The sequence below is a fragment of the Streptomyces sp. NPDC040718 genome (genome assembly GCF_055593565.1).
Genome location: NZ_JBVIXO010000002.1, coordinates 628,112 through 650,835, shown reverse-complemented (window position 1 = coordinate 650,835; position 22,724 = coordinate 628,112). Strand labels below are relative to the sequence as shown.

Below are 22,724 nucleotides of genomic sequence, written 5' to 3'. Positions count from 1 at the left end.
TCCGGGTCACTCCGCGGCGGAGGCGGCCTCGGCGGTGAGGGCGGTGCCGTCGGGGGCGGTGAGCGTGAGGGTCCGGCCCTGGACCTTCCAGGTCAGGGGGCCCGAACCGAAGAGGCCGGTCAGGGCCCGCTCCAGTTCTCCCGCCGCGCCCTCGCAGGCCATCCGGGTGGTGGTCGGCGGACCGAAGGCCACGGTGGTGCCGTCGACGGTGACCGGGGCGCTGAAGCGGTTGCAGCCCAGGGTGCCGCTCGCCTGCCCCTCGGGGGTGAGGGTGAAGCGGGCCTCCCGGTCGCCGGGGGCGGTGACCCCGGCGGCGGAGTGCACGGTCCAGACGGTCGCGGTGAGCGGGGCGTCCGGGACGGGCGGCGTGGTGGAGGTCTGCACGGTCAGGGTGGCGTCGCCGCGGTCCTGCCCGGCCGCACTGCACGCGGTCAGGGCCAGTACGAGGGCCAGGGCGCCGGTCGTGAGGAGCCTGAGGGTACGCATGCCCCTGGGACGGGGCCGGCGCCCGGCCGGTTCCACGGCTCAGGCCATCAGGGGGAGCAGCCCGGACAGGTCGGCCCGCTCCCCACTGGCGCTGACCCGGGCGGCGTCCAGTTCCGCGGCCCAGCCCGTACGGCCCGTCGCGAGCCGGACCCAGGTCAGCGGGTCGGTCTCCACCACGTTCGGCGGGGTGCCGCGGGTGTGGCGGGGGCCCTCGACGCACTGGACCACCGCGAAGGGCGGCACCCGGACCTCGACGGAACCGCCGGGGGCCTTCAGCGCGAGGGCGTCGGCGAGGAGGCGCGTACAGGCGGCCAGGGCCTGCCGCTCGATCGGGATGCGGACGCCCGCGGCGCGGTTCAGGTCGTCGGTGTGGACCACCAGTTCGACGGTCCGGGTGACCAGGAAGTCGGCCAGGGTCATGTCCCCGATCCACAGGTCCAGCACCCGGCTGCCGGGGCTGGCCTCCAGCGCCCCGGCGAGGCGGGCGCCGGCCCGCTCGTACAGCTCGGGGAGCGGGGCGCCGGTCAGGGTCTCCCGGGCGGCCTCGGAGATCTTCCCGGCGAGGGAGGCGGTGGCGAAGGGCCACTCGACGGCGGTCAGCTCCGCGACGGCGGCGGGCGGCCGGGCCAGGCCGCCGGCCAGCGAGTCGGCGATCCACGCGACGTGCGCGGCGAGCTCGGCCACGCTCCACTCCCCGAGCCCGCTGGGCCGCGCGAGCTGCTCGGGGGTCAACTCCCCGACGCCCCGGGCCACATGTCCGAACTGCGCGGTGACCGCGGCGCGGATCTTCGCCTGGTCGTAGGTACGTGGCTTCCTCTTGGCGGGCGGCATGCCCCGACCCTACTGGGGGAGGCGGAGGGCGGTGCAGCCCCGGCGGGCCGCCGCCTCGGTGGCGTAGGCCGTGAACAGCCCGGTCGTACGGCGGCCCAGCACCCGCCCGTAGGACTCGGCCGTGTCCATCGTGAAGGCGGCCGGCCGTCCCGCGCAGGTGGCGGACGCGTACAGGACTTCGCCGTCCCGGCCCGCTCCCAGCCGGGTGACCGGCCGGGGTTCGTGGCGCGGGCCGACCGCGACGGTCCCGGCTTCGTCCCCGAAGTAGGACTGGGTGTGGATCCACCAGGGACGCCGGGTCAGGGCGTCGCGCTCGTCGTCGCCCCGCTCGGCCGCGGTCAGTTCCGGGGAGATCCGGCGGACGGCGGCCGGGCTCACGGCCAGCACGCAGGACTCGGCCCGGCTGTCCTTCGCCGTGGGGGCCCCGGAGGAACGGTCGGGCAGCCGCGCGCGGTCGGCGGCGCCGCGCAGGTGGGAGGCGTACCAGCCGCAGGTGCCCCCGTCCGACCCTGCGGGGCCCAGCAGGAGGGAGGGCATGGTGAGCCGGGCGGGCAGCTCCGGGAGCGTCGTCCGGCAGCCCAGCCGCCGCGCGGCGTCCACGGCGGCCGTCCGGGCGATCCGGGCGATCGTCCGCAGGTCGGCGTCCGTCGGTGCTTCCTCGTATTCGCCCGCGGCGGTGACCAGCAGCGTCGTCGGGTCCGGGCCCACCGCGCCCTCGCAGCGGGCTGTGATGGTGGCGCTCTTGCGCCCGTGGTCCCCCAGTCGGCCGTCCCCGAGCGGGGAGCGGTTCGGACGGTCCACCCGTGCGGTGGGGTCCTCGCCCCGGTCGGAGCGCCGCCCGCCGAACGGCTCGTCGTCGACGCCGATCTGGTGCAGGTAGGGTCGGCCGGGCTGCGGCAGGGCGTGCACGGTGAGGGAGAAGTGGGCCGAGCGCTCCGTCCGGCCGTCCGTCCCGCGGAGGCTGTCGAAGCCGCACGCACCGGGCAGCCTCCCCGGCTCCGGGCCGTAGGGCGATCCGGACTCGACGCGGTCCGTGCCGCCGTTCAGCCGCAGGACCGCCGCCGGGTCCACCAGTCCCGCGCATCCCTCGGCGATGGTCTCCCGGCTCTCCCGGCGGTCCTGCCACCGCTCCCAGGAGCCGTGGAGCGACCAGCCGCTCAGCACGACGCCGGCGAGAGCGACCGTACACAGGAGCGAATTCCATCGATTGCGCCACGGCCCCCGATCCGGCAGGATCCGCCGATGATCCCCTTCGAACGGCCCGAACGAGCCCGGTAAAGGATCGAACACTACGGACCCACCCCCATTGCAGATGCGATGCCCGCACGCTACCAACAAGGACGGGACGCGCCGAGGCCCCGCCCACACGCTGTGGACGGGGCCTCGTACAGCCGGTCGGGACGATCAGGCCAGCAGGGCCGGGATCGTGGCCTCGTGGGCCTCGCGGAGCTCGGCCAGGGGGAGGGTGAACTCGCCCTGGACCTCGATCTCCTCGCCGTCGACCACGCCGATGCGGGCGGCCGGCAGGCCCCGCGCACCGCACATGTCGGTGAAGCGGAGCTCCTCGCTGCGCGGGACGGCCACGATGGCGCGGCCCGCGGACTCGGAGAACAGGAAGGTGAACGCGTCCAGGCCCTCCGGGACCACCACGCGCGCACCGTTGCCGCCCTTGAGGCAGGACTCGGTGAGCGCCTGGATGACGCCGCCGTCCGACAGGTCGTGCGCGGCGTCGATCATGCCGTCGCGCGAGGCGGAGATCAGGATCTCCGCGAGCAGCTTCTCTCGGCCCAGGTCCACCTTGGGCGGCAGGCCGCCGAGGTGCTGGTGGACGACCTGCGACCAGGCGGAGCCGCCGAACTCCTCGGCCGTGTCGCCCAGCAGGTACAGCAGCTGGCCGGCCTCCGCGAACGCCATCGGCGTACGGCGGTTGACGTCGTCGATCACGCCGAGGACCGCCACGACCGGGGTCGGATGGATCGCGACGTCGCCCGTCTGGTTGTAGAGGGAGACGTTGCCGCCGGTCACCGGGGTGCCCAGCTCCAGGCAGCCGTCCGCCAGACCGCGGCAGGCCTCGGCGAACTGCCACATGACGTCCGGGTCCTCGGGGGAACCGAAGTTCAGGCAGTCGGAGATCGCGAGGGGCTTGGCGCCGGTCGCGGCCACGTTGCGGTACGACTCGGCCAGCGCCAGCTGCGCGCCGGTGTACGGGTCGAGCTTGGCGTAGCGGCCGTTGCCGTCGGTGGACATGGCCACGCCGAGGTTGGACTCCTCGTCGATGCGGACCATGCCCGCGTCCTCGGGCTGCGACAGGACGGTGTTGCCCTGCACGAAGCGGTCGTACTGGTCGGTGACCCACGACTTCGAGGCCTGGTTCGGGGAGGAGACCAGGGCCAGGACCTGCGCGCGCAGCTCCTCGGAGGTCTGCGGGCGCGGCAGCTTGCCCGCGTCGTCCGCCTGGAGCGCGTCCTGCCAGGAGGGGCGCGCGTAGGGGCGGTTGTAGACCGGGCCCTCGTGGGCGACGGTGCCCGGGGGCACGTCCACGATCTGCTCGCCGTGCCAGAAGATCTCCAGGCGCTCGCCGTCGGTCACCTCACCGATGACGGTGGCGATGACGTCCCACTTCTCGCAGATCTCCATGAAGCGGTCGACGTACTGCGGCTCGACGATCGCGCACATGCGCTCCTGCGACTCGCTCATGAGGATTTCCTCGGGCGAGAGCGTCGCGTCGCGCAGCGGGACGGTGTCCAGCTCGACGCGCATGCCGCCGGAGCCGGCGGAGGCGAGCTCGGAGGTGGCGCAGGAGAGCCCGGCGCCGCCGAGGTCCTGGATGCCCGCGACCAGCTTCTCCTTGAAGATCTCCAGGGTGCACTCGATGAGGAGCTTCTCCTGGAAGGGGTCGCCGACCTGGACGGCGGGGCGCTTGGTGGGCTTGGTGTCGTCGAAGGTCTCGGACGCGAGGACCGAGACGCCGCCGATGCCGTCGCCGCCCGTGCGGGCGCCGTAGAGGATGACCTTGTTGCCGGGGCCGGAGGCCTTGGCGAGGTGGATGTCCTCGTGCTTCATCACGCCGATGCAGCCGGCGTTGACGAGCGGGTTGCCCTGGTAGCACTCGTCGAAGACGACTTCGCCGCCGATGTTGGGCAGGCCCAGGCAGTTGCCGTAGCCGCCGATGCCCGCGACGACGCCCGGCAGGACGCGCTTGGTGTCGGGGTGGTCGGCCGCGCCGAAGCGCAGCGGGTCCACGACCGCGACCGGGCGGGCGCCCATCGCGAGGATGTCGCGGACGATGCCGCCGATGCCGGTGGCCGCGCCCTGGTAGGGCTCGATGTACGAGGGGTGGTTGTGCGACTCGACCTTGAAGGTGACCGCGTAGCCCTGGCCGACGTCGACGACGCCTGCGTTCTCGCCGATGCCGACGAGCATGGCGTCGTTCTTGGGGGCCTTCTTGCCGAACTGGGCGAGGTGGACCTTGCTGCTCTTGTACGAGCAGTGCTCGGACCACATCACCGAGTACATGGCGAGCTCGGCGCCGGTGGGACGGCGGCCGAGGATCTCGCGGATCCGGGCGTACTCGTCCTCCTTGAGGCCGAGTTCCTTCCAGGGCTGGGAGGCGTCCGGGGTCTCGGTGGCGTTCTTTACGGTGTCGAGGCTCATGCGCTGACCAGCTTCTTCAGGACCGACGTGAAGAACGGGAGGCCGTCGGTGCGGCCGGTCCCGATCAGCGGCTCGACCGCGTGCTCGGGGTGCGGCATGAGGCCGACGACGTTGCCCGCGGCGTTGGTGATGCCGGCGATGTCGCGCAGCGAGCCGTTCGGGTTGACGTCGACGTAGCGGAAGGCCACTCGGCCTTCGGCCTCCAGTTCGTCGAGCACGCGCTCGTCGGCGACGTACCGGCCGTCCATGTTCTTGAGCGGTACGGAGATCTCCTGGCCGGCGGTGTAGTCGCCGGTCCACGCGGTCTCCGCGTTCTCCACCCGCAGCTTCTGGTCGCGGCAGATGAAGTGGAGGTGGTTGTTGCGGAGCATCGCCCCCGGCAGCAGGTGGGCCTCGGTGAGGACCTGGAAGCCGTTGCAGATGCCGAGGACGGGCATGCCGGCCTTGGCCTGCTCGATGATGGTCTCCATCACCGGTGAGAACCGGGAGATGGCTCCGGCGCGCAGGTAGTCCCCGTAGGAGAAGCCGCCCGCGAGGACGACCGCGTCGACCTGGTGCAGGTCCTTGTCGCGGTGCCAGAGCGAGACCGGCTCGGCCCCCGCGAGGCGGACGGCGCGCAGCGAGTCACGGTCGTCGAGCGTTCCGGGGAACGTGACGACTCCGATGCGTGTGGTCACCGTCAGGCCTCGACCTTCACGGTGAAGTCTTCGATGACGGTGTTGGCGAGGAACGTTTCGGCCATCTTGTGGATGCGGTCGAGGGCGGCCTGGTCGACCGGTCCCTCCACTTCCAGTTCGAAACGCTTCCCCTGGCGGACGTCGGCGATCCCGTCGAAGCCCAGGCGCGGCAGTGCACGCTGCACCGCCTGGCCCTGGGGGTCGAGGATCTCCGGCTTGAGCATGACGTCGACTACGACGCGTGCCACTGGCACTCCCGATGAGGTGGTTGGTGCGAAGGCGGTTCCCTCAGCGTACCCGCCCGAAATTTCTACGCGGGTAGATATCCGCGGTGTCCGATCCCGTCGCCGTTTCGGCTTCACCAACGCTTCGCAAAATCCGCCGGAAAACCACGCCCCCGGGATTGCGACGGGACACGCGGGGAGAATTAACTGGGCTTCGCAATTCAATGCGAATCGCGGTACAAAGGAATCAGCCGGGACCGTAACATTTGCCGCTTCACGACGGGCACGGTTTGACGTATTCCACCGAAACAACCACACAGGCGACATCACCGCACGTCAGCGGGCGGCGACGGCGCACGAAGGGACCGATATCCGTGGCGCAGCGCGTAGTAGTCACGATCTCCGACGACATCGATGGCGGAGAAGCGGCGGAAACGGTCACGTTCGCCCTGGACGGTAAGTCGTACGAGATCGACCTCAATGCGGCCAACGCAAAGAAACTGCGGAAGACCCTGGCCCCCTTCGTGGCCGCCGGCCGCCGCCGCTCCCGCTCCGGGAAGACGTTCAGGACGACGTCGATCGCACCGGACCCGGCGGTCGTGCGGGCATGGGCGCGCTCCCACGGGCACGACGTGCCGCCGCGGGGCCGCATCCCCAAGGCCGTCTACAGCGCGTACGAAGCGGCCCACTGACCGTCCGGCGGCCGGAGGGTGACCGTCGGGCGGCCGCCCGCCCGACGGTCCGCCGACCGGATTTGCCATGCACCCCCTCCGATCGGCTAGTGTGTGGATCACGCCGAGGGGCGAGGCCGAAAGGCAAGAACCCCGAAGTCGTGCGGGTGTAGTTCAGTAGCAGAACACCCCCCTTCCAGGGGGGAGGCGCAGTGTGCAATCCCTGTCACCCGCTCTGCACCGCTTTACCGGCCACGGTTGTGGATCAGGTAGAGTAGTGCTCGCATCGCAACGGCCCAGGTCGTAGCGAGATGCGGACGTAGCTCAGTTGGTAGAGCACCACCTTGCCAAGGTGGATGTCGCGCGTTCGAGTCGCGTCGTCCGCTCAGAGAACGAAGGCCCCGATCGGATTCCGGTCGGGGCCTTCGTCTTTTCCGCCCCCACTCCTTCCGCTTTTGTGGCGCGGCTCACATCCGATGACAAATGTCATCGCCGGCGGTGACAGCGCGCACTGCTCCGTCCGCCGGGCCGCGGCGAGGCTTGAGCCATGACCACCGACACAGTGATCCAGGCAGAGGAACTGCGCCGCGGCTACGCCGGGGGCTTCGAAGCCGTGCGGGGCGTCACCTTCTCCGTGGCGCGCGGCGAGGTCTTCGCCCTGCTCGGCACCAACGGCGCCGGCAAGACCTCCACGGTCGAGCTGCTCGAAGGGCTCGCCGCCCCGACCGGCGGGCAGGTCCGCGTCTTCGGGCTCGACCCCCGCACCCGGCGGGCCGAGGTCCGCCCGCGGACCGGGGTCATGCTCCAGGAGGGCGGGTTCCCCTCGGACCTGTCGGTCGCCGAGACCGTCCGGATGTGGAGCGGGCTCACCACCGGCGCCCGCCCGGCGGCGGAGGTGCTGGAGCTGGTCGGACTGGGCGCGCGGGCGTCCGTACGGGTCAAGCAGCTGTCCGGGGGCGAGCGGCGGCGGCTCGACCTCGCGCTCGCCCTGCTGGGCCGGCCGGAGGTGCTCTTCCTGGACGAGCCGACCACCGGGATGGACCCCGAGGGCCGCCAGGACACCTGGGCACTCGTACGGGAACTGCGGGCACAGGGCACCACGGTGCTGCTGACCACGCACTACCTGGAGGAGGCCGAGCAGCTCGCGGACCGCCTCGCGATCCTGCACGAGGGCGAACTGGTGCTGTCCGGCACCCCCGCCGAGGTGACCGCGACCCAGCCGTCCCGGATCCGCTTCACCCTGCCCGCCGGGGTCCCGGCCGCCCGGCTGCCGCTGGCGCTGCACGCGGCGGCCGACGGCCCGCAGGTCGAGATCCGCACCGAACGGCTCCAGGAGGACCTGGGCGCGCTGCTGCTCTGGGCCGGCGAGGCCGGGGTCGCGCTGGCCGGGCTCGACGCCCGCCACGCCTCCCTGGAGGAGGCCTTCCTGGAGATCGCGCGGAACCGGCGCCACACGGGCACCGGCGCTCTTGCCCACGACGACACGATGGCGGGGACCCGATGAGCACCATGACCCTGAACCCCGGACGGCTCGCCGCACTCGGCCGCTCCGAACTGACCCTGCTGCTGCGCAACCGGGCCGCGCTGAGCGTGGCCGTGCTGCTGCCCGCCCTGATGGTGTTCATACTGCGCTCCTCCGTCGGCGGGGACACCGCGGCCGCCGTCGCCGAGGCCACCCTCACCGGTGGGATCGGGATGGTGCTGCTCCTCGTCGTCTACATGAACCTGGTCTCGGCGTACGTGGCCCGCCGCGAGGAGCTCGTACTGAAGCGGCTGCGCACCGGGGAGGCCCGCGACCTGGAGATCCTCGCCGGGACGGCACTGCCCGCCACGGTCATCGCGCTCGCGCAGATCGCCGCGCTCACCGCGGCAGGCGCCTCGGTGCTGGGCGCGCCGATGCCCGACAACCCGGCACTGGTGGCCGCGGGCGTGCTCGCCGCGATGCCGCTGCTCGCCGGACTGGCCGCGCTCACCAGCGCGTTCACCCGCAACGTGGAGACCGCCGGGCTGACCACGCTGCCGCTGTTCCTGGCCACGATGATCGGCTCCGGGGTGTTCGCGTCGACGGACGAGATGCCCGACGTGGTGGCCTCGGTGTGCGAACTGCTGCCGCTCAGCGGGGTGATGACCCTCGTCCGGGCCGGCTGGAGCGGCGGCGTGTCGGGGTACGACCTGCTGGGGGCCGCGCTCACCACGCTGGCCTGGATGATCGTCACGGTGTTTGCTGTCCAGCGGTGGTTCCGCTGGGAACCGCGACGCTAGCCAGAAGAAGAGCCGGGGGGACGGGGACCGTGTCGAAACTGACCGGGTGGTGGAAGAAGCGCAGCAGCGCGGGGAAGGTCGAGGTGTACACACGCTGGTCCTTCCACCTGTTCGTGCTCATCGAGATCGTGTCCTTCGGGCTGGTCGCCCTCCTCGGCACCGTGAACGAGGAGGAGAACACCACCCCGCACGCGCTGGCCTACGCCGCCTTCCTCCTGGTCGTCGCCCACTCCGTCCTCGTCGGCTTCCTCTCGTCCAGGTCCCTGGACGCGGCGTGCGGCCGACGCGAACGCCCGGTGCGGCTCGCGGTGGTGACGACGGCCGCCACCGTCGCGGCCGTACTGCTCTTCCTCTTCCTGCGCCGGTTCGGCAGCCTCGACGACGGCGTGGCCCCGGGCCTGGTGGTGGGGGTGGTCTGCTTCGGCTGCGGATCCCTCGTGCTGGCCATGGAGAAGGTCCAGCACATGAAGTACGTGCCCCTGGTCGCCGCAGTGGGGACCTCGGCGACCGTCGCCGCGCTGGGCCTGCCCCTGAACGAGATCATCGGGTACTTCGTCGGCGTCCTGCTGACGAGTGTCTTCCTCGTCTTCACCTGCGGGTTCTCCGGCTGGCTGCTGCGCACCGTCTACGAACTCGACCACGCCCGGGAGGTCCAGGCGCAGTTGGCCGTCGCCGAGGAACGGCTGCGGTTCGGGCGGGACCTGCACGACGTGATGGGCCGCAACCTGGCGGTGATCGCCCTCAAGAGCGAGCTGGCGGTACAACTGGCCCGGCGCGAACGCCCCGAGGCCGTGGACCAGATGATCGAGGTGCAGCGGATCGCCCGCGAGTCGCAGCGGGAGGTGCGCGACGTCGTGCGCGGCTACCGGGAGGCGGACCTCGCGGTGGAGCTGGAGGGCGCGCGCGGGGTGCTGAGCGCGGCCGGGATGGACTGCCGCGTCGAGTACGCGACGGCCGGGCGGGAGCTGCCGGGCGAGGTGCAGTCGGCCCTGGGCTGGGTGGTCCGGGAGGCGACGACGAACGTCCTGCGGCACGGGGACGCGCGCAGCTGCCTGATCCGCCTCTCGGCCCTGGACGGCTCCGGCACCGTGACGCTGCTGGTGGAGAACGACGGGGTCCCCGAGACACCCGCGGGAATGCCCGGGTCCGGACTGGCGGGGCTGCGGGAACGGCTCGCGGCGGTGGACGGGACCCTGCTGGCGGGGCCGGCCGAGGGCGGCCGGTTCCGGCTGCGGGCCGAGGTGCCCCTGGACACACGACGAGTGGAGGTGCGGGCGTGAGCCCCGTACGCGTACTTCTGGCCGACGACGAGCACCTGATCCGGGGCGCGCTGGCCGCACTGCTGGGCCTGGAGGACGACCTCGTCGTCGTGGCCGAGGCGGCCTCCGGGCCGGAGGCGCTGGCGATGGCGCGGGCGCACCGGCCGGACGTGGCGGTGCTGGACCTCCAGATGCCGGGGGCGGACGGTGTGAGCGTGGCCACAGCGCTGCGGGCCGAACTGCCCGACTGCAAGACCATGATCGTGACCAGCCACGGGCGCCCCGGGCACCTGAAGCGGGCGCTCGCGGCGGGGGTGCGGGCCTTCGCGCCGAAGACGGTCTCGGCGCAGCGGCTGGCCGAGCTGATCCGCACCGTGCACGCCGGAGGGCGTTACGTGGACCCTGAGTTGGCGGCCGACGCGATCAGCGCGGGCGACTCGCCGTTGACGGCCCGCGAGGCGGAGGTGCTGGAACTCGCGGCGGACGGGGCCCCGATCGCGGAGATCGCGGAGCGCGCCTCGCTGTCGCAGGGGACCGTGCGCAACTACCTGTCGTCGGCGGCGACGAAGCTCGGCGCGGAGAACCGGCACACGGCAGTGCGTCTCGCACGGCAGCGGGGTTGGGTATAGTAGGTCTCGCGCTACGGCGCACAGGCGGACATAGCTCAGTTGGTAGAGCACCACCTTGCCAAGGTGGATGTCGCGCGTTCGAGTCGCGTTGTCCGCTCAGTGAACGAAGGCCCCGATCGGTTGATCGGGGCCTTCGTCGTATCAGCTCCAGGTCTGGCCGGTGAGGCGCTCGTAGGCCTCGACGTACTTGGCGCGGGTCTGCGCCACGACCTCCTGCGGGAGGACCGGGGGCGGGAGCTCGCCCTTGGAGTCCCAGCCGGAGGCCGGGGAGGCCAGCCAGTCGCGGACGTACTGCTTGTCGAACGAAGGCTGGGTGCGGCCCGGCTGCCACTGGTCGGCGGGCCAGAAGCGGGAGGAGTCCGGGGTGAGGACCTCGTCGGCGGCGACGAGCGTGCCGTCCGTGTCGAAGCCGAACTCGAACTTGGTGTCCGCGAGGATGATGCCGCGCTCGCGGGCGACGTCGCGGGCGCGCCCGTACACGGCGAGAGTGGTCTGGCGCAGCAGCGCCGCCGTCTCGGCGCCGGTGGTGCGGGCGACCTCCTCGTAGGAGACGTTCTCGTCGTGGTCGCCTACCTCGGCCTTGGCGGCCGGGGTGAAGATCGGGGCGGGCAGCTCGGAGCCGTCCACCAGCCCCTCGGGGAGGGCCAGCCCGCAGACCGTGCGGGACTGGACGTACTCCTTGAGGCCGGAGCCGGTGAGGTAGCCGCGGGCCACGCACTCGACGGGGACCATGTCGAGGCTCTTGCAGACCAGCGTGCGGCCCTCCCAGTCGGCGGGGGCGCCGGCGGGCAGGTCGGTGCCGAGGACGTGGTTGGGGACCAGGTCGGCGAGCTGGTCGAACCACCAGAGGGAGAGCTGCGTCAGGATGCGGCCCTTCTCCGGGATCTCGGTGGGCAGCACCCAGTCGGCCGCCGAGATGCGGTCGCTGGCGACCATCACGAGGTTGCCGTCCTCGTCGCGGTAGAGGTCGCGGACCTTGCCGGTGTGGAGGTGGGCGAGGCCGGGCACCTGCACCGGCTCGGGCTTTTCGACGAATCCGGGCACGGGGTCTCCCTGTGGTTCTGTACGAGCGCGGAACCATTCTCCCGCACGGTGTGCCGTGCCCGGGGCAGGGGGTGTCAGTCGCGCTTGCAGATCCGGTCGAGGAGGTTGGCCGTCGCCCGCTGGACCCGCTCGTCCACGTGCCCGGGGCGGTCGAGCGCCGGGGACCAGGCGAAGGTGCCGGACGCGAAGACCAGGGCGCCGCTCGGGGCCCGGTACAGGGAGGTCTCCTGGTGGCGCTTGGCCCCGTCGCCGTCGAGGTAGGGGGAGTGCGCGAGCAGGATCCGGTCCTGGTGCTCGGGGAGCTGGGTGCGCGGGAAGTAGCGGTCGGCCTCCCCGGCCACCAGCCCGTCGAGCTCGTCGTTCTCGGTGGCGCCGGTGGAGTCCCAGAGCCAGTGCGAGGCGTTGCGGACGATCAGCGGCGCGGGCTCGGGGACCCGCCCCGCGTACTGGATGCCGAGCAGCTGCTGCTCGGGGCGGTCGATCTCGCGCCACAGGGCGGGGCGGCCGGGGCCGCGGCGTTTTCGGCAGGTCAGGAGCCGGTCCTCGACCCCGGAGGGCGAGGGGGCCAGCTCGACCTGCCAGTACATGGTGTTCGCGGAGAGGAAGACGAGGGAGGTGCCGTGGTCGCGGGCGCGCTCGACGGTGCGGCGCATGGAGACCGACCAGTACTCGTCGTGGCCGGGGAAGACCAGGCCCCGGTAGCGGGTCGGGTCGATGCGGCCGGCGTGCAGGTCGCGGGTGTCGGCGTAGGCGAGGTCGTAGCCGTAGCGCTCGGCCCAGCGGATGAAGTCGTAGGCGTGGCCCACGTGCAGGGGCAGGCCGGCGCCCGCGTAGGGGCGGTCGAAGGAGATGGTGATGGCGGCGTCGCGCTCGCCGAGCAGCCGGCCCTGCTCGTCCCAGGCGTGGTAGAGGCTGGCGCCCGTGCGGCCGTCCTCGGGGTAGAGGTTGTAGGCCTGCCAGGTGATGTCCGGGAGCAGCAGGAGGAGGTCGGCGGGGTGGTCGTCGCGGACCGTGAAGGGGATGTGGGAGCGGTAGCCGTCGGCGGTGGTGAGGACGGCCACGTAGGCGCCGATGCTCCAGTACGAGGGGACCTGGAGGCGCCAGGAGAGCCACCAGTGGTGGCAGGAGACGGTGCGGTCCGCGGTGAGCGGCGGCGGCTGGACGATGCCGGACAGCCGGGGGCTGGTGGTGATCTTGGAGGCGCCGTCGCCGCCGTAGTGGCCGATCCGGTAGACGTCGACGGAGAACTGCTGGGGCGGGTCGACCGTGATGTGGAAGTCGATGGCCTCGCCCGGGGCGACGGCCCCGGTGGAGGCGAAGCCCTTGATCTGCCGGTGGACGTCGTCGGCGGTGCGGGGGCCGCCGCCCCGGGGGTTCTGGCCGGGGTTCCGGCCGGGGGTGGCGAGGGCCGGGTCCACGTACCAGGGGACCACCTGGCCGGTGTCGTCGAAGTACAGCTCGCTGCCCCGGAACCAGGGCAGGGGGCCCTGGCCGAAGGGGTCGGTCACCGCGTGCGCGAGCGCACCTGACTCCCAACGCCGGATCTGGTCCGCACCCATTCCGCTCCCCTCCCTCGCTCCCCCGAACGCGTTTGCTCCACTCAGGTGCGCGGCGGGTTTTCGGACACCCTTCCGCGCCCGATCCCAAGCACATCACATAACGCACTCACTCCGTCACCGTTCGTCGTGAATTGACGCGACCGGAACGCAGGGCGCCGCTCGGGGCGGGAGCCGGACCTGGGGCGTCCGGGGGCGGTCCGGGCGCGGCTCAGAGGAGGCGGACGGGCTTCTCGGGGCGTACGCCGAGCTCCGCGAGCCAGTCCCGCAGGGGCTCGGGGTCCCCGTCCTCGACGAGGGAGAGCACCCGGGGGGCGAGGTCCGCGCGGCGCTCGCCGCCGACCAGCAGCACGGGGCCGTCCAGCCAGTCCAGGCCGGGGCCCGCGCCGGCCGAGTCCACGGCGGCGCAGCAGACCAGGGCGGTGACGTGGTCGGCGAGCAGGTCCCGGCCGCTGCGCGGGGGCTGGAGCGGGAACAGCGGCAGCGTGTCCGCTCCGCCGCGCGGCTGGGGCCTGGCGGCTCCGGCGGCGCGCTCCTCGCGGGCCAGGTCGCCGCTGAGCCGCCCGGCGAGGGCCTCCCCGGCCGCGCCCTCCCCGGCGGGGTCGGTGAGGTAGCCGAGGACGCGCTCCAGGGTCGGCCCGCCCGGGGGCACCGGTCCGCCCAGGACGGGCCGGTCCGCGGGGCGGCCGGCGGCAGGGGCGGCGGGGCCGCCGGGACCGCCGCTCACGGGACCGGCGGCTTCTGCCGGGGCGGGGGCGCCCGTGGTCACCGGCACCGGCTCCGCCGGGGCCGGGGAGCCGTCCGGCCGGGCCGGGGAGCCGGCGGGCGGTGCCAGGCCGGCCGGGACGGACAGGGCGTCCAGGGCGGCGTGCAGGCGGGCCGCCTCGGTACGCCACTTCCGGTCCACGACCTCCTGCGGGTAGGCCGCCCAGTCCACGGGCGACCAGTCCGGCCCCGCCTCGGCCGGGCCGCCGTGGAACAGCCGGGCCGCCAGCAGGGAGGCGGCCTCGTCGACCACGCCGGGCTGCTCCAGCAGGTCGCAGGCGGGGCGCTCGCCGAGCCGCGAGGCGAACCCCTCGGCCAGCCGGTCCCGCCGGGACAGCTCGGTCAGGGCGGAGACCACCCCGGCGTCCAGGTGCGCCGGCCAGCGGCCCATCCGCCAGGCGGGCAGCGCGACCCGGGTCAGCAGCCGGTCCCAGCCCGCGTAGGCCAGGCCCACCTGTTCCTGGGCGAGGATGCGCAGCGCGTAGTCCACGCCCTGTGCGCGGTCGGAGGCGGCTGCGGCCACTCCGCGCTCCATCTCGGCGGCGTCCGTCCGGCACAGCCGCAGCAGCAGCCGGGCCGGGCGGCCGATCCAGCCCAGGCCGGGCCTGCCGCCGATGTCCACCGCCGCGTCGAGCCCCCGTACGAAGCCGCGCGCGTCGGCTATGTCCGGGTGCGCGGAGGGGCCCGTACCGGCGACGACGGGGGCGAGGACGGCCCGCAGCTCCGCGACCCGCATCCACCACAGGAACGGCGAGCCGATCACGAGGACGGGCGCGGCGCCGGGCTCGCACTCCGGGCCGGTGCCCGCGCCGGTCCGGCGGTGGGCGGCGTGGGCGCGGTCCTCCAGCCAGCTGTCGCAGTCCGGGGTCAGGGCTATCGCGGACGGCGCGGGGACGTCCATCCGGTCGGCCAGCTCCCGCACGAGCCGGTAGAGGTCGGGGGCGGCGGCCTCCGGCAGCGGCACCGTCGGGGTCACGGCGGGACCCGCGCGCAGCACCACCGCCCCGAATATCCCGCCCGCCAGCAGTACCAGCGCGGCGACCGCGCAGACGGCCAGGGTCACCGCCGGCCAGGGGTCACCGGCCAGCCGGCCCGTCATCCGGGCGGCGACGAGCACCACCGCGAGCGCGGCGGGCAGCAGCACGGCGGCCATGGCCCTGCTGCGGACCCGCAGCACGGCGAGGGCCCGCGAACGCGCGGACGGCGCGCCCACTTCTGCGATCGAACCGGTTCCGGACACGGCCGGACCTCACCCCCTCTGCCCTGCGGCGGCTTTGCTCACTCCCCCACTGTGACACCCGCCACTGACATCGCAATGCCGGTGGGCCATGTGCCGGAATGCTTGCGCCGCACCCTAGTTGGGGCGGGGGCGGGCGTCAGGCAGTCCGGGTGACGATCACCCGATGGAATGGCTTTGGGTAAAGCTGGCTGCGTTCGAAGGCGGCCGGATGCAGTCGCACGCGTACGCACGCGCGGGCCCGGTGCGCGTCTCCGCGCCCCGGGCCCGCGTCGTGGCGGCCGTGCTGGTCAGCGGCCTTCGGCCGCCTTCGCGGCGATGTCCGTACGGTGCTGGGAGCCGTCGAGCTTGATCCGCCCGACCGCCTTATACGCCTTCTCGCGCGCCTGCGCCAGGTCGGAACCGGTCGCCGTCACCGAGAGGACGCGACCGCCCGCGCTGACGACGGCGTCGCCCTCGCGCCGGGTCCCCGCGTGCAGCACGTACGCGTCGGGCGCGTCCTGCGCCGCCACCTCGCCCAGGCCCTCGATCGGGTCGCCGGTGCGCGGGGTGTCGGGGTAGTTGTGGGAGGCGATGACCACCGTGACGGCCGCGTCGTCGCTCCAGTTCAGCGCCGGGAGGGCGTTCAGGGTGCCGTTCGCGGCGTTCAGCAGCACGCCCGCGAGGGGGGTGCGCAGCCGGGCCAGGACCACCTGGGTCTCCGGGTCGCCGAAGCGGGCGTTGAACTCGATGACGCGGGTGCCGCGGCTGGTGATGGCCAGGCCCGCGTAGAGCAGCCCGGAGAACGGGGTGCCGCGGTGGCGGAGCTCGTCCACGGTCGGCTGGAGGACCAGCTCCATGACCTCGTCGACGAGCTTCGGGTCCGCCCACGGGAGCGGCGAGTACGCGCCCATGCCGCCGGTGTTGGGGCCCCGGTCGCCGTCGAGCGCGCGCTTGAAGTCCTGCGCGGGCTGGAGCGGCAGCACGGTGACGCCGTCGGTGATGGCGAAGAGGGAGACCTCGGGGCCGTCGAGGTACTCCTCGATGACGACCCGGTCGCAGGCCAGCGCGTGCTCGCGGGCGGCGGCCCGGTCCTCGGTGACGACGACGCCCTTGCCGGCGGCGAGGCCGTCGTCCTTGACCACGTACGGGGCGCCGAAGGCGTCGAGGGCCGCGTCGACCTCCTCGGCGGTGGTGCAGACGTAGCTGCGCGCGGTCGGGACCCCGGCGGCGGCCATCACGTCCTTGGCGAAGGCCTTGGAGCCCTCCAGCTGCGCGGCTTCGGCGGACGGCCCGAAGACCGGGATGCCGGCCGCGCGGACGGCGTCCGCCACCCCGGCGACCAGGGGAGCCTCCGGGCCGACGACGACCAGGCCGGCGCCGAGTTCGGTGGCGAGGGCGGCGACCGCCGCCCCGTCGAGGGCGTCGACCGGGCGCAGCTCCGCCACCTCGGCGATGCCGGCGTTGCCGGGGGCGCAGTACAGCGCGGAGACGTCGGGGTCGAGGGACAGAGAGCGGCACAGGGCGTGTTCGCGGGCGCCGCCGCCGATGACGAGGACCTTCACGCCGCCCAGGGTAGCCCGGACGGCGCGGCCGGTTTCGTGCGGCCACCCAATCAGCGGGGGCTACTCATTCGTGTATTCCTCCACAACGGTCGCTCCGAGCTCGCGCACGATCAGGTCGTGTCCGGTCAGGGCGCTGTCGACGAGGTCCGGGTCGTCCTCCTCCGGTACGTCGTCCTCGGGGGCGACCGGCGGCGGTGCCTGCTGCACGGGCGGCTGCGGCGCGGGGGCCGACTGCTGGGGCGGCGGCTGGTACGCGGACGGCTGCGGGGCCTGCTGGACCGGCGGCTGGGCGGGCTGGGCCTGCGGGGCCGCCGACGGCGGGCTGTAGGCGGGTGCGGCCGGCGCGGAGTAGGAGGAGTACGAGGAGGGCGCGGCCGGAGCCGGTCCGCCGCCCCCGACCACGGCGTCGATCTTCCAGTTGACCTGGAACTGCTCGGCGAGGACCGCCTTGAGGACGTCCTCGCTGCCGCTGCTCGCGAAGTTGTCGCGGGCTCCGGCATTGGGGAAGCCGAGCTGGAGGGTGGTCCCGTCGAAGCCGGTGACCTGGGCGTTCTGGCTGAGCAGGATCCAGGTGAAGCGGCGGCGGTTCTTGACGGCCTCCAGTACGCCGGGCCACATCGCCTGGACCTGTCCGGCCCCGGCCGACATCTCGGCGGAGGGCGCGGCGGCCACCGGCGCGGCCGCGGGGGCCGCCGGGGCGGGGGTGGGAGTGGGCGCGGGGGCGGCCGGAGCACCGCTGCCGGGGAGGGCCGCGCTGGGCCACGCCCCGGCGGCCGGGGCGGCGGGTGCGGCCGGGGCGGAGGCCCCGGGCCAGGCCCCGGGGGCGGGCGCTCCGCTGCCGGGCTGCGCGGCGCCGGGCCACGCGCCGGGGGCCTGCGCGGGCGCGGCGGCGGCCGGAGGAGCGGCGGCCTGCACGGGCGCGGGGGCCTGCACGGGCGCGGGGGCCGGAGCCGGAACGGGGGCCGGGGCCTGCACGGGCGGTGCCTGTGCCACGGCGGCGTCCGGCACCGGACCCGGACCCCGTACGGCGGCACGCGCGGCGGCGACCCCGCCGCCGGGCCCGGCCGGGGCCATGCCGTGCGCCTCGGGCCCGGGCACGTAGCCCATGGCGGGCTGCGCGGCCGGCGCGGCGAAGGCGGCCGCGGGGGGTCCGCTGCGCTCCAGCCGGTCGAGGCGGGCCTGGAAGGAGCGCTCGTCGTCGAAGGCCGCCGGCAACAGCACCCGGGCGCAGATCAGCTCCAGCTGGAGCCGGGGCGAGGTGGCGCCGCGCATCTCGGTGAGCCCGGCGTTGACCAGGTCGGCGGCGCGGCTGAGCTCGGCGGCGCCGAACACCGACGCCTGGGCCTGCATCCGCTCCACGACATCGGCGGGGGCGTCGATCAGCCCCTTCTCCCCGGCGTCGGGCACGGCGGCCAGGATCACCAGGTCGCGCAGCCGCTCCAGCAGGTCGGCGACGAACCGGCGCGGGTCGTTCCCGCCTTCCACCACCCGGTCGACGACCTCGAAGGCGGCGGCCCCGTCCCCGGCGGCGAACGCGTCCACGACGGAGTCGAGCAGGGACCCCTCCGTGTAACCGAGCAGGGAGGTGGCCATGGCGTACGTCACACCCTCCTCGCCCGCACCGGCGAGGAGCTGGTCCATGACGGACATGGAGTCACGCACGGACCCGGCGCCGGCGCGCACGACGAGCGGCAGCACGCCGTCCTCGACCTTGGCGCCCTCGCGCCCGCAGACCTCGCCGAGGTACTCGCGAAGCGTCCCGGGCGGCACGAGCCGGAAGGGGTAGTGGTGCGTCCTGGAGCGGATCGTCCCGATGACCTTCTCGGGCTCGGTGGTCGCGAAGATGAACTTGAGGTGCTCCGGGGGCTCCTCGACCACCTTCAGCAGGGCGTTGAAGCCCGCCGAGGTGACCATGTGGGCCTCGTCGATGATGTAGATCTTGTAGCGGCTCGACGCGGGCCCGAAGAAGGCCTTCTCGCGCAGGTCGCGGGCGTCGTCGACACCACCGTGCGAGGCGGCGTCGATCTCGATCACGTCGATGGACCCCGGCCCGTTCCTGGCGAGGTCACGGCAGGACTGGCACTCGCCGCACGGATCCGGGGTGGGACCCTGCTCACAGTTGAGGCAGCGCGCCAGGATGCGCGCGCTGGTCGTCTTGCCGCAGCCGCGCGGGCCACTGAACAGGTACGCGTGATTGACCCGGTTGTTCCGCAGGGCCTGCATCAGCGGGGCAGTGACATGCTCCTGCCCGATGACCTCGGCGAACGACTCGGGGCGATAGCGGCGGTACAGCGCAAGGGACGACACGTCTACGAGGTTATCCGGGCCCACCGACAACAGTGGCCCGCCGACGCCCCCGGACCCGCCCCGGAACGCAAAGCGCCCCCCACGCACCCGCCAGAGCCCACTTACCCTTGCTGCCTTCCGGCCCTGGGGGAGTTGGGTGAGATAGCGCCACGTGAGGGGCTGGGCCCCACCCTAGCGGATACGGGCCCCCGGAATCGAGCCGGGCCCCTCCCCGGATCCGATCGGGACCCCCGGCCCGGATCGTGTTCGCGAGCACCCCTCAACGTCTTGTATTGTTTGCGGCGGAGGATTCGCCTAGAGGCCTAGGGCGCACGCTTGGAAAGCGTGTTGGGGGCAACCCCTCACGAGTTCGAATCTCGTATCCTCCGCACTCGCCCACCAGGGCAAACGAAGGACCCGACCGCTCAGCGGCCGGGTCCTTCGTCGTTCGGTGGTCTCAGTTCTGGTCTCAGTTGCGCGGGGCGGACAGCCGTGGATCTCCACGGACAGGCTTCGACCGCTCTCTGCCGAAGATCAGGTACGGGGGCCGTGATCGTCGACCGCATCGAGACCAAGATCCTCCTGAGCGACCGGCATGAGGCTTCGAGGCAGCATGCGGGCCACACCTGGCCGAGCTGGCTCCTTGAACCGGCCAGCAGAGAGGTCGACCACAGCCGCATTGTCGGAGGGCCAAAATAGGATGCCCCGCGGCTCCACGGCTTCTAGACCGTCGCCCAGACACGAGCAAGGACACCCCCATCTGATGGCAGTGACCCAGCAGGAGATCGAGAACCGGTTGTGGGACGCCGCCGACGAGCTGCGCGTGGCGATGCCCGAAGCGCAGTACTCCTCGGTCGTCTTCCCGCTGATGTTCTGGAAGTACCTGTCGGACACCTGGGAGCACAACCACCAGGAGTTCCTGGCCCAGTACGAGGGCTTGGCCGGCCTCTCCCCCGAGGAAGCCCGCGAGATCGAGTACCGCGACCATCAGTCGTTCGAGATTCCGCTCATCCAGGCTGGAACCGTCCAGGAACGTCGTGCCTCTTGGTCCTCCATCCTCACCACCGTCGCCCAGCACGGCCTCGGCCAGCGGGTTCGCGCTTCCCTCCAGGCCATCGAGTCGGCCAACCCTGACAAGTTCTCCCGTCTCTTCGGGTCCATGACCTGGACCTCCGAAGCGGTGCTGCCAGGGGAGGTGCTGGCGTCGGTCATGCGGGCGATGGACCGCACCCCCAAGATGCACGAGGGCAACATGTCCCACGACGTGCTCGGTGGAGCGTATGAGTACCTGCTCAAGCGCTTCTCCGACGGGTCAGGCACGCGCGCCGGCCAGTTCTTCACCCCGCGTGAGGTCGTCGAGCTGATTATCGAGCTGCTGGACCCCAAAAACCACGAGTCGGTGTACGACCCGACCTGCGGGTCTGGTGGCATGCTCATTGCCGCCGCGAACCTCCTGAAGGCCCACGGCGGGCGGGGGTACACACTCAGCCTGAACGGGCAGGAGGCGGTAACGGACACCGCAGGCGTGGCCCGAATGAACCTCTTCATGCACAACCTGACCGAGTTCAAGGTCGAGGTCGGCGACACCCTGAGGGACCCGCGCTTCAAGAAGCCCGACGGGTCCGTCAGGCAATTCGACGTAATTGTCGCCAATCCGCCCTACAGCCTGAAGTGGAAGCCCTGGACCAACGATCCGCGCGCCATCGGAGGGGTAGCCCCACAGTCGTCGGCGGACTGGGCATTCGTGCAGCACATGATCGCCAGCATGGATCCGAAGAAGGGCCGCGCCGGCGTCGTCCTGCCGCACGGCGTCCTCTTCCGAGGTGGCCAGGAGGCGGCCATCCGCCAGCGTGTCCTGGACGACGACCTCCTGGAAGCCGTGATCGGGCTGCCGTCGAACCTCTTTTACAACACGACGATTCCGACCTGCATCCTCGTCTTCCGTGCCCCCGGCACAAAGACCCCGGAGCGGCAGGGCGGCGTGCTGTTCATCGACGCCTCCACACGGTTTACCAAAGCCAAGAACCGCAACGTCCTCACTGACGCAGACGTCACCGGCGTCGTGACGACCTACCACTCGGGCTCCGACAGCGACGGAGAGGCTGGCCTCTCGGCGCGGTTTGTCCCCGCCACGGAGATCGTGGCAAACGGGTACGACCTCAACATCGGCCGCTACATCAAGCAGGCTGCCGCCGAGCAGGAAGACCTCGGCACCCTCATCGACGCCTACAACATCGCCCGGGCCGAGCGTCAGAAGACCGAGCAGCAAATGTTCGCCGTCCTTTCTGCCGCAGGGATCGAGGGATTCGATGAGTGACTGGCAGCAGATCACCCTCGGTGATCTGGGGGAGCCTGCGCGCCGCAAGGTAGCCGCTCCGCCGGAGGAATCGAGGGATTCGATGAGTGACGGCTATCCACTTCGTCCGCTCGGGGAGTTGATGCACCTCGACATCCAGCGCACACCGATGAAGCCAGCAACTACCTACCGCCTAGCCGGGGTCCTGAATGCCGGAAAGGGGGTTGTCGATAAAGGCGAACTCGACGGCGGAGATACAGAGTACGCAGCAATGAACGTGCTGCACACCGACCAGGTCGTGATGCGAAAGCTGACCGCGTGGGAAGGCCCGATCACCGTAGTACCTGCCGAGTTCGACGGATTCGTGGTCAGCAACGAGTTCCCGACGTTCACGCTTCACCCAGAACTGCTGCCCGCCTGGATGAGGCACGTCTGCCGCTCACCGCGACTTTGGGCAGAAATGAAGAACCGAGTGAGCGGGACGGTTCAACGGCGCAAGCGTCTCAATCCAGAGCAACTCTTGCAGATCCAACTCCCGATCCCACCCCGTCAGGTACAAGCGCGCATCGCCGACGTGCTTGATGCGGTGGACGACCAGGTCACCGCACTCGACAGGGAGGCGGATGCGCTTCGAGACGTTCTTCGCCGCCTTCGTGCTGACTCGATGACCGACGGTTCAACCAATACAGTCCGCGCGGACGAGGCATTTAGCATCACGATGGGACGCCAGCGCTCACCACAACGCGCGACCGGCCCACACATGACTTCCTACCTACGGTCGGCCAACGTCGGCTATGGAACCCTGAACCTCTCCGACGTACTTAAGATGGACTTCAACCCGAGCGAGCGCGAGACCTTCGTACTCCGGTATGGTGACGTCCTCGTCTCCGAAGGGAGCGCGAGCGCAACCGCAGTGGGAATGCCGGCCATGTGGCGGGACGAAATTCCAGCTCCGGTCTGCTTCCAGAACACCCTGCTTCGCTATCGCGCCATCCAAGGCGTCAGCATTCCGGCGTTCGTCAAGCATTGGTGCCTGTGGGCGTACGAGTCCGGGCAATTCCGTGACGTCGCCGGCGGAACCAACATCAAGCACATCGGGTCTAAGCGGGCGGTCCAGATGCTTGTGCGTCTCCCGAACGTCGCCGACCAAGAGCGCATCGCGACAGAGCTCGACTCGATGAGCGAGGTCGTCACGGCGACCCGCGCAGAGGCCGCCCGCCTCCGTGAAGTCCGGGCTGGACTGCTGGCCGGGCTACTGGACCGCGCCATCGACATCAAGTGTGCCGAGTTGGAGGTCTGAGCC

At 72.2% G+C, this 22,724-nt stretch carries 18 protein-coding genes, 4 tRNA genes and 1 other RNA gene; 11 read left to right on the top strand and 12 right to left on the bottom strand.

From position 1 onward, the window contains the following. Positions 1-6: 6 nt before the first annotated feature. From ACZ597_RS08505 to purS, 6 genes are all read right to left on the bottom strand, one after another. Positions 7-486: an META domain-containing protein gene (locus ACZ597_RS08505; protein ID WP_471326672.1), complete on the bottom strand. Its 480-nt coding sequence runs from the start codon at positions 484-486 to the stop codon at positions 7-9. A 39-nt stretch (positions 487-525) separates the two neighbouring features. Next, complete coding sequence (locus ACZ597_RS08500) at positions 526-1,317, bottom strand: maleylpyruvate isomerase family mycothiol-dependent enzyme (protein WP_471326670.1); 792 nt, start codon at positions 1,315-1,317, stop codon at positions 526-528. A 9-nt stretch (positions 1,318-1,326) separates the two neighbouring features. Beyond that, on the bottom strand, positions 1,327-2,481 hold the full coding sequence (locus ACZ597_RS08495; RefSeq protein WP_471326667.1) for a hypothetical protein: 1,155 nt from the start codon (positions 2,479-2,481) through the stop codon (positions 1,327-1,329). 240 nt (positions 2,482-2,721) lie between these two features. Then, entirely contained in the window at positions 2,722-4,971 is a 2,250-nt protein-coding gene (purL, locus tag ACZ597_RS08490; protein ID WP_471326666.1) for a phosphoribosylformylglycinamidine synthase subunit PurL, read from the bottom strand. Next, a complete protein-coding gene (purQ, locus tag ACZ597_RS08485; protein ID WP_030160145.1) occupies positions 4,968-5,648 on the bottom strand; it encodes a phosphoribosylformylglycinamidine synthase subunit PurQ in 681 nt (226 codons plus the stop codon). The genes purL and purQ overlap by 4 nt, the downstream gene beginning before the upstream one ends. A 2-nt stretch (positions 5,649-5,650) precedes the next feature. Next, positions 5,651-5,896: a phosphoribosylformylglycinamidine synthase subunit PurS gene (gene purS, locus ACZ597_RS08480; protein ID WP_042801325.1), complete on the bottom strand. Its 246-nt coding sequence runs from the start codon at positions 5,894-5,896 to the stop codon at positions 5,651-5,653. A 350-nt stretch (positions 5,897-6,246) separates the two neighbouring features. Here purS and ACZ597_RS08475 point away from each other — a divergent pair, with 350 nt between their 5' ends. The 8 genes from ACZ597_RS08475 (at position 6,247) to ACZ597_RS08440 (ending at position 10,790) form a co-directional block, all read left to right on the top strand. Further along, the gene (locus ACZ597_RS08475; RefSeq protein ID WP_471326663.1) at positions 6,247-6,564 is read left to right on the top strand and encodes a histone-like nucleoid-structuring protein Lsr2; all 318 of its coding nucleotides are present in this window, start codon (positions 6,247-6,249) and stop codon (positions 6,562-6,564) included. A gap of 142 nt (positions 6,565-6,706) precedes the next feature. After that, positions 6,707-6,778: transfer RNA gene (locus tag ACZ597_RS08470), tRNA-Gly, on the top strand. Between the two features lie 78 nt (positions 6,779-6,856). Beyond that, positions 6,857-6,929 (top strand) — tRNA-Gly (locus ACZ597_RS08465). 161 nt (positions 6,930-7,090) lie between these two features. After that, positions 7,091-8,047 carry an ABC transporter ATP-binding protein gene (locus ACZ597_RS08460; RefSeq protein WP_471326661.1) on the top strand — a complete coding sequence of 319 codons (957 nt, stop codon included), beginning with the start codon at positions 7,091-7,093 and terminating at the stop codon, positions 8,045-8,047. Continuing rightward, the gene (locus ACZ597_RS08455; protein WP_471326658.1) at positions 8,044-8,805 is read left to right on the top strand and encodes an ABC transporter permease; all 762 of its coding nucleotides are present in this window, start codon (positions 8,044-8,046) and stop codon (positions 8,803-8,805) included. Before ACZ597_RS08460 ends, ACZ597_RS08455 begins: the two co-directional genes overlap by 4 nt. Before the next feature lie 29 nt (positions 8,806-8,834). Continuing rightward, the gene (locus tag ACZ597_RS08450) at positions 8,835-10,085 is read left to right on the top strand and encodes a sensor histidine kinase (protein WP_471326655.1); all 1,251 of its coding nucleotides are present in this window, start codon (positions 8,835-8,837) and stop codon (positions 10,083-10,085) included. Beyond that, on the top strand, positions 10,082-10,693 hold the full coding sequence (locus ACZ597_RS08445; protein ID WP_125594806.1) for a response regulator transcription factor: 612 nt from the start codon (positions 10,082-10,084) through the stop codon (positions 10,691-10,693). The genes ACZ597_RS08450 and ACZ597_RS08445 overlap by 4 nt, the downstream gene beginning before the upstream one ends. Positions 10,694-10,717: 24 nt before the next feature. Then, a tRNA-Gly gene (locus ACZ597_RS08440) sits at positions 10,718-10,790 on the top strand. Between the two features lie 44 nt (positions 10,791-10,834). Here the strand turns inward: ACZ597_RS08440 and ACZ597_RS08435 are convergent. The 6 genes from ACZ597_RS08435 to ffs all read right to left on the bottom strand — a co-directional run bounded on the left by ACZ597_RS08435 (position 10,835) and on the right by ffs (position 19,310). Then, positions 10,835-11,737: a phosphoribosylaminoimidazolesuccinocarboxamide synthase gene (locus tag ACZ597_RS08435; protein WP_471326652.1), complete on the bottom strand. Its 903-nt coding sequence runs from the start codon at positions 11,735-11,737 to the stop codon at positions 10,835-10,837. 74 nt (positions 11,738-11,811) lie between these two features. After that, positions 11,812-13,296, bottom strand: a complete 1,485-nt coding sequence (locus ACZ597_RS08430; RefSeq protein WP_471326649.1) for a N,N-dimethylformamidase beta subunit family domain-containing protein — start codon at positions 13,294-13,296, stop codon at positions 11,812-11,814. A 208-nt stretch (positions 13,297-13,504) separates the two neighbouring features. Beyond that, entirely contained in the window at positions 13,505-15,298 is a 1,794-nt protein-coding gene (locus ACZ597_RS08425) for a hypothetical protein (protein WP_471326646.1), read from the bottom strand. 287 nt (positions 15,299-15,585) lie between these two features. Further along, positions 15,586-16,839: a phosphoribosylamine--glycine ligase gene (gene purD, locus ACZ597_RS08420; protein WP_471326643.1), complete on the bottom strand. Its 1,254-nt coding sequence runs from the start codon at positions 16,837-16,839 to the stop codon at positions 15,586-15,588. Between the two features lie 60 nt (positions 16,840-16,899). Next, positions 16,900-19,146 (bottom strand): DNA polymerase III subunit gamma and tau, encoded by a 2,247-nt coding sequence (locus tag ACZ597_RS08415; protein WP_471326641.1) that lies wholly within the window; start codon positions 19,144-19,146, stop codon positions 16,900-16,902. Between the two features lie 65 nt (positions 19,147-19,211). Beyond that, an RNA gene (ffs, locus tag ACZ597_RS08410) (signal recognition particle sRNA small type) lies at positions 19,212-19,310 on the bottom strand. A gap of 119 nt (positions 19,311-19,429) precedes the next feature. Here ffs and ACZ597_RS08405 point away from each other — a divergent pair. From ACZ597_RS08405 to ACZ597_RS08395, 3 genes are all read left to right on the top strand, one after another. After that, positions 19,430-19,514 (top strand) — tRNA-Ser (locus ACZ597_RS08405). A gap of 374 nt (positions 19,515-19,888) precedes the next feature. Beyond that, on the top strand, positions 19,889-21,442 hold the full coding sequence (locus tag ACZ597_RS08400; RefSeq protein ID WP_471326637.1) for a type I restriction-modification system subunit M: 1,554 nt from the start codon (positions 19,889-19,891) through the stop codon (positions 21,440-21,442). After that, the gene (locus ACZ597_RS08395; RefSeq protein ID WP_471326634.1) at positions 21,435-22,721 is read left to right on the top strand and encodes a restriction endonuclease subunit S; all 1,287 of its coding nucleotides are present in this window, start codon (positions 21,435-21,437) and stop codon (positions 22,719-22,721) included. Before ACZ597_RS08400 ends, ACZ597_RS08395 begins: the two co-directional genes overlap by 8 nt. Positions 22,722-22,724 lie beyond the last annotated feature (3 nt).